Below are 6,301 nucleotides of genomic sequence, written 5' to 3'. Positions count from 1 at the left end.
GCCCCCCCCCCCCCCCCCCCCCCCCCCCCCCCCCCCCCCCCCCGCCCGGCCAACCCTGTCCATTGCCTTAGCCCCTAGTTCAAACGCTAGGAACCGAAAGGAAAAGTATGGGAGCCCAAATTCGGGTCTACCGCCAGAAGATCGCCTCGACTACGTCGATGCAGAAGATCTTCAAGGCGATGGAGCTGATTGCTGCCTCTCGCATTGGAAAGGCCCGCACCCGCGTTGCCGCGGCGCTGCCTTATTCCAATGCGATCACCCGTGCCGTTTCTGCTGTGGCGTCCCAGTCGGAAATCGATCACCCGCTGACCACCGAGCCGGAGCAGATCCGCCGGGCGGCAGTGGTCATCATGACTTCCGACCGCGGTCTTGCCGGATCGTACTCCGCCGGCGTCCTGAAGCAGAGCGAATCGCTTAACGAATTGCTGCGTGAAGAGGGCAAAGAGGTCAAGACGTACCTCGTGGGCCGCAAGGCCCAGGCGTTCTACGATTTCCGTGACCGCCCCTTCGAGCGCGTGTGGACCGGTGGTACTGATGCCCCCGAGTTCGAGACCGCCCGTGAAATCGGCAAGACACTCCTCGATGACTTCAATACGGCCTACGAAGACGGCGGCGTGGACGAAATCCACATCGTGTTCACGCGCTTCAAGTCCATGGTTGTCCAGGAACCTGCGGTTATCCGCCTGCTGCCGCTGGAAGTAGTCGAAGAGGAAGCACCGTCCGAATCGGACATCCTGCCCCTCTACGAGTACGAGCCCGAACCGGAACAGGTGCTTGACGCACTGCTGCCGCGCTACATCGAGTCGCGCATCTTCGCAGCAATGCTCCAGGCCGCCGCTTCTGAGCTCGCCGCCCGCCAGCGTGCCATGAAGTCCGCAGGGGACAACGCCTCCGACCTTATTAAGAAGTACACGCGACTTCGCAATAACGCCCGTCAGGCTGAAATCACCCAGGAACTCTCCGAGATCGTGGCAGGTGCGGACGCGCTCAGCGCTTCCTAGCCCGCTTATCGAAGAGATCCACCAAAAAATACTTAGTCCACACGCCATCTAACTGAGTGAAGTGAGAGAGATGACTGCCCAAACTGCCGAGCACGGAGCAACCTCCGTAGCACCGGGCGCCACAGGCCGTATCGCCCGTGTCATTGGCCCGGTTGTCGACGTCGAATTCCCGGCTGACGCAATCCCCACCATCTACAACGCCCTCACCACCGAGCTGACGCTCAACGGTGAGACCAAGACCATCACGTTCGAGACCTCCCAGCACCTGGGTGACAACCTCGTCCGCGCCATCTCCCTGCAGGCCACCGACGGCCTGGTCCGCGGCGCTGCCGTGGTCGACACCGGTGCTCCGATCTCCGTTCCCGTTGGTGACGGCGTCAAGGGCCACATCTTCAACGTGCTCGGTGAGCCGCTGGACGTCCCGGAAGACCAGCTGGAAATCTCCGAGCGCTGGCCGATCCACCGCAAGGCCCCGAACTTCGCGGACCTTGAGGGCTCCACCGAGATGCTGGAAACCGGCATCAAGGTCATCGACCTTCTCACCCCGTACATCAAGGGTGGAAAGATCGGCCTGTTCGGCGGCGCCGGCGTTGGCAAGACCGTTCTGATCCAGGAAATGATCACCCGTGTTGCCCGTAACTTCGGCGGAACCTCCGTGTTCGCCGGTGTTGGCGAGCGTACCCGTGAAGGTAACGACCTCTGGGTTGAAATGGAAGAGGCAGGCGTCCTGAAGGATACTGCCCTTGTATTCGGCCAGATGGATGAGCCGCCGGGAACGCGTCTGCGCGTTGCACTGTCCGGCCTGACCATGGCGGAATACTTCCGCGATGTGCAGAACCAGGACGTGCTGCTCTTCATCGACAACATCTTCCGCTTCACCCAGGCCGGTTCCGAGGTGTCGACCCTGCTGGGCCGCATGCCTTCCGCCGTGGGCTACCAGCCCAACCTGGCTGACGAGATGGGTCTGCTGCAGGAGCGCATCACCTCGACCAAGGGCCACTCCATCACCTCGATGCAGGCCATCTACGTCCCGGCTGATGACTACACCGACCCGGCTCCGGCCACCACCTTCGCGCACCTGGATGCCACCACGGAACTTTCCCGTGAAATTGCATCCCGTGGCCTGTACCCGGCCGTGGATCCGCTGACTTCAACCTCGCGTATCCTCGACCCGCAGTACGTTGGCCAGGAGCACTACGACACGGCTGTCCGCGTCAAGCAGATCCTGCAGAAGAATAAGGAACTGCAGGACATCATTGCCATCCTCGGCATTGACGAACTGGGCGAAGAAGACAAGATCGTCGTCGCCCGTGCACGCCGCATCCAGCAGTTCCTGTCGCAGAACACCTACACCGCCAAGCAGTTCACCGGCGTCGAAGGCTCGACCGTGTCCGTCAAGGACACCATCGAAGGCTTCAAGGCCATCTGCGACGGCGACGTGGACCACATTGCCGAGCAGGCCTTCTTCAACGTTGGCGGCATGGACGATGTTGAGCGTCAGTGGGCGAAGATCCAAGAGCAGACCGGGAAGTAAGCCCCATGGCTGACACTGCTGAACTCGAAGTCGAGATTGTCGCGGCCGACCACTTTGTGTGGTCCGGCCCGGCAAAGATGGTCAAGGCACGCACTGCCGACGGTGAAATCGGGATCCTTCCCGGCCACGCGCCGGTGCTGGCGATCCTGGCCGAGGGCGAGCTGGCCATCGAACCGGTGTCCGGCAGCCGCATCACTGTTGGCGTTGACGGCGGATTCTTCTCCGTCGACTCCAACCGTGTGGTCATCGTCGCGGACAACGCCCAGCTGAACGACGCAGCCAACGCTGGGACCCGCTGACCCCCTCCAATGAACAGTACCTACGTGTTCATTGCGCTGGCGGCCTTCTTTGGCCTGCTGGTACTTGCAACGGCGCTTTTCTGGGTGCGCCGCACACAGCTGCGGCGCACCCTGGGTACCTTCGACGCCTCCATCTGCTTCCCGCCCGGCGGGTGGCGGATGGGGGTTTGCCGTTATACGGACAACCATCTGGAATGGCTCCGTTTGTTCTCACTGAGCCCGCGTCCTCCGTACCGGTTCCTGCGCAGCTCCCTGGAGCTGAAAGGGTGGCGTCAGCCTACTGAGGCTGAACGCGCCCGTATTCAGCCCGGAGCGCTGGTAGTGACCCTTGAATACGAGGGACGCGAGCTGCATATGGCGATGAAGTACGACGTCTATACGGGACTGTCTTCCTGGCTGGAAGCCGGTCCCGTGATAGGCATCGGCACCTGGCGCTGAGGCCCGGGACTGAGTACGCACTCAAGGCGCAGGGAATCTTCCCTGCGCCTTGAGTGCTATCTGCACCCCGGCAGGCAGCAGGGGCGGGCGGCACCTAGTATGGAGGGATGGAAGACGTCATTGTTGTCACCGGCCCCTCCACGCTCAACGGCTCGGTGACCGTCCCGGGGGCGAAGAACTCAGTACTGAAGCTCATGGCAGCCACGCTGCTGGCACAGGGACGTTCCACCATTACCAACGTGCCCAACATCCAGGATGTCTGGATCATGTCCGAGCTGCTGCGCCGGCTGGGCTGCACAGTGGACTACGACGCCGACGCCGCCGAGGTGCGGATCGATGTCCCGGCCGTCCCCGGCCATCAGGCGGACTACGACCTTGTGCGCGCCATGCGTGCCTCCATTTCCGTCCTCGGCCCGCTGGTGGCCCGCTGCCGGCGCGCTGAGGTAGCGCTTCCCGGCGGGGACGCGATTGGCTCGCGCGGACTGGACATGCACCGTTCCGGGCTGGAAGCCATGGGTACGTCCATCTCGATTGACCACGGCTACCTGATCGCCTCGGTTCCCGAGGGACTGCACGGCGCCCGTCACGTCCTGGACTTCCCCTCGGTTGGGGCCACCGAGAACATCATGATGGCCGCCACCCTGGCCCGAGGCACCACCGTGATTGACAACGCGGCCCGGGAACCGGAGATCACCGACATCGCCGGAATGCTGTGTTCGATGGGGGCGAAGATCAGCGGCATCGGCACCAACACGCTGGTGATTGAGGGAGTCGAGAAGCTCTCACCGGTTACTCACCGGGTGGTCCCGGACCGCATTGTCGCCGGAACCTGGGCCTTCGCGGCCGCGATCACCGGCGGGAGCATCGAGGTGCGCAACGCTGATCCCCGGGCACTGACGGTGGTGCTGGACAAGCTCGCCCAGGCGGGCTGCGTCGTTGAAACCCGCCAGAACGGGTTCAGCGTCAAGGGACCGTCCCGGCCTGAGCCGATAAACGTGTCCACGCTGCCTTATCCGGGTTTTCCCACGGACCTCCAGCCTTTTGTGGTGGCCCTGAACGCAGTCTCCACCGGCTCGGGAATGGTCACGGAGAATGTCTTCGAAGCCCGCTGGGGCTTCACCTCCGAACTTGCCCGCCTTGGGGCAGTGGTCCGCCTGGACGGGCATCATGCCCTCATCCAGGGCGTGTCCCGGCTCTCCGGGGCGCCGGTGGAAGCCAATGACATCAGGGCCGGTGCTGCGCTGGTGATAGCGGGACTGGCAGCCGAGGGGACCACCGAGGTGCGGGGGGTGGACCACATCGACCGCGGGTACGAGCGGTTCATGGAGTCCCTGCGCGGACTTGGCGCCAACGTGCTGCGCCGCCGCAGCTGAAACTGCCGTAAGGGTGCAGGACGCAGAAAAGCGGGGACCAATGGTCCCCGCTTTTGCTGTTTGCTAAGAACTAGAGGGCGGTTACGCCGGTGGCCTGGGGACCCTTGGCGCCCTGACCGATCTCGAACTGAACGCGCTGGTTCTCATCCAGGGTCTTGAACCCGTTGGACTGGATTTCCGAGTAGTGGACAAAAACGTCGCCGTCGGAATCATCCGGGGTAATGAAGCCAAAACCCTTTTCAGCGTTAAACCATTTGACGGTTCCCTGTGCCATTTGCCTATCTCCTTTATTGCTGGAACTGTACCGGCACACCTCGTGCCTGTGGTTGTTACCGAAGCGGGAAGTCCAGGTTCCCTGCCGGTAAGGCAGTTCCTACAGGAGCTTCACGCTCGCAACCGTCTTGCGAGCATGAAAAACACCTACACAAAGACTGGTTATAGCGTTACATACCACTAAAGAGCCGTCAACGGATTCGAAGAAAAACTTTCGGAGATTTTTTGACCCTTGTTTTGGGGCCCTAAACAGCCTGGAGGCGCTGGACTTAACGGCTTAGAAGAGGCGCGACTCGACGTCGTCAACGCCGCGCATTTCGTCGTAGTCCAGGGTTAGGCAATCAATGCCGCGGTCCGCTGCAAGAACCCTTGCCTGCGGCTTGATCTGCTGGGCGGCAAAGACACCCCGGACAGGAGCCAGCAGGGGATCACGGTTCAGCAGTTCCAGGTAGCGGGTAAGCTGCTCGACGCCGTCAATGTCCCCGCGGCGCTTGAGCTCCACGGCCACGGTTCCGCCGTCCGCGTCGCGGGCCAGGATGTCCACCGGCCCAATCGCGGTCATGTATTCCCGGCGGATCAGGGTGTAGCCCTCACCGAGTTTGGTGATCTGCTCCGCCAGCAGGCGCTGCAGGTCTGCCTCCACACCGTCCTTGATGAGGCCCGGATCGGTGCCCAGATCGTGGGCGACGTCGGAGAGATGTTCGTAGACGCTGATGACCAGCTTGTCATCGGTCTTGGCGCTCTGGACGTTCCACACCTCCACCACGCCTGCCTCGGCGTCGTCCTCACCCGGCTCGGTGATCCGCAGTGTTGCAGGCGGGCTCATCCAGTTCAGCGGCTTGTAGGATCCGCCGTCGGAATGGATCAGGACGGAACCGTCCGCCTTCACCATCAGGAGGCGGGTCGCCAGGGGCAAATGGGCACGGAGGCGGCCGACGTAGTCAACGGAGCAGCGGGCTATCACTAAACGCACAGTTGCACTTTACCGGTTCGGCTGCGGCAAGATGGTTTTATGCCCCGCTCCAACCGACCCCGCCGGCAGCTGCCTGCCTCCAGCACCGCTGCAGGGCGCAACGCGCGCCGCAAGTGGGCCGCGCCGGTTCCGGAGATCGACCTGGAGCGTTCCCGGGCGGGGCTTCCGCAGCGCGAATCGGCTTCCGACGGCGAATGGTCGGTGCGCAGGATCACGGCCCGCAACGCTGCGAAGGAGTACCGCTGCCCGGGCTGCGGGCAGGTTATTCCGCCCGGCATTGAACACCTCGTGGTGTGGCAGGAGGACTCCCTGTTCGGCCGGCAGGCCGCGGTGGAGGACCGCCGGCACTGGCACGCCCGCTGCTGGCGCATCCGGCCGGGATCCACGCGCCGCTAGCAGGAGCGCCGCTG

Annotated in this window: 8 protein-coding genes; 6 read left to right on the top strand and 2 right to left on the bottom strand. The window is 63.2% G+C overall.

The window, feature by feature from the left end:
• Positions 1-107: 107 nt before the first annotated feature.
• The 5 genes from TVC13_RS07420 to murA all read left to right on the top strand — a co-directional run bounded on the left by TVC13_RS07420 (position 108) and on the right by murA (position 4,645).
• On the top strand, positions 108-1,001 hold the full coding sequence (locus TVC13_RS07420) for a F0F1 ATP synthase subunit gamma (protein WP_422400586.1): 894 nt from the start codon (positions 108-110) through the stop codon (positions 999-1,001).
• Positions 1,002-1,071: 70 nt separating this feature from the next.
• The gene (gene atpD, locus TVC13_RS07415) at positions 1,072-2,535 is read left to right on the top strand and encodes a F0F1 ATP synthase subunit beta (RefSeq protein WP_422400585.1); all 1,464 of its coding nucleotides are present in this window, start codon (positions 1,072-1,074) and stop codon (positions 2,533-2,535) included.
• A gap of 5 nt (positions 2,536-2,540) precedes the next feature.
• Positions 2,541-2,834, top strand: a complete 294-nt coding sequence (locus tag TVC13_RS07410) for a F0F1 ATP synthase subunit epsilon (protein WP_055239633.1) — start codon at positions 2,541-2,543, stop codon at positions 2,832-2,834.
• 9 nt (positions 2,835-2,843) lie between these two features.
• Positions 2,844-3,272 carry a DUF2550 domain-containing protein gene (locus TVC13_RS07405; protein ID WP_422400584.1) on the top strand — a complete coding sequence of 143 codons (429 nt, stop codon included), beginning with the start codon at positions 2,844-2,846 and terminating at the stop codon, positions 3,270-3,272.
• 107 nt (positions 3,273-3,379) lie between these two features.
• Positions 3,380-4,645 (top strand): UDP-N-acetylglucosamine 1-carboxyvinyltransferase, encoded by a 1,266-nt coding sequence (gene murA / locus TVC13_RS07400; protein ID WP_422400583.1) that lies wholly within the window; start codon positions 3,380-3,382, stop codon positions 4,643-4,645.
• A gap of 70 nt (positions 4,646-4,715) precedes the next feature.
• Here murA and TVC13_RS07395 read toward each other — a convergent pair whose 3' ends face one another.
• Both TVC13_RS07395 and nucS read right to left on the bottom strand, forming a co-directional pair.
• Entirely contained in the window at positions 4,716-4,919 is a 204-nt protein-coding gene (locus TVC13_RS07395) for a cold-shock protein (protein ID WP_055239636.1), read from the bottom strand.
• Between the two features lie 276 nt (positions 4,920-5,195).
• On the bottom strand, positions 5,196-5,891 hold the full coding sequence (gene nucS, locus TVC13_RS07390; RefSeq protein ID WP_152227006.1) for an endonuclease NucS: 696 nt from the start codon (positions 5,889-5,891) through the stop codon (positions 5,196-5,198).
• 39 nt (positions 5,892-5,930) lie between these two features.
• Between nucS and TVC13_RS07385 the strand changes: the two genes are divergently transcribed.
• A complete protein-coding gene (locus TVC13_RS07385) occupies positions 5,931-6,287 on the top strand; it encodes a hypothetical protein (RefSeq protein WP_422400582.1) in 357 nt (118 codons plus the stop codon).
• The last annotated feature ends 14 nt before the right edge of the window (positions 6,288-6,301 follow it).

The sequence above is a fragment of the Arthrobacter sp. 3Tela_A genome (assembly GCF_049311025.1).
Lineage (GTDB): Bacteria > Actinomycetota > Actinomycetes > Actinomycetales > Micrococcaceae > Arthrobacter_B.
This window is presented reverse-complemented; position numbering and strand designations above follow the sequence as displayed.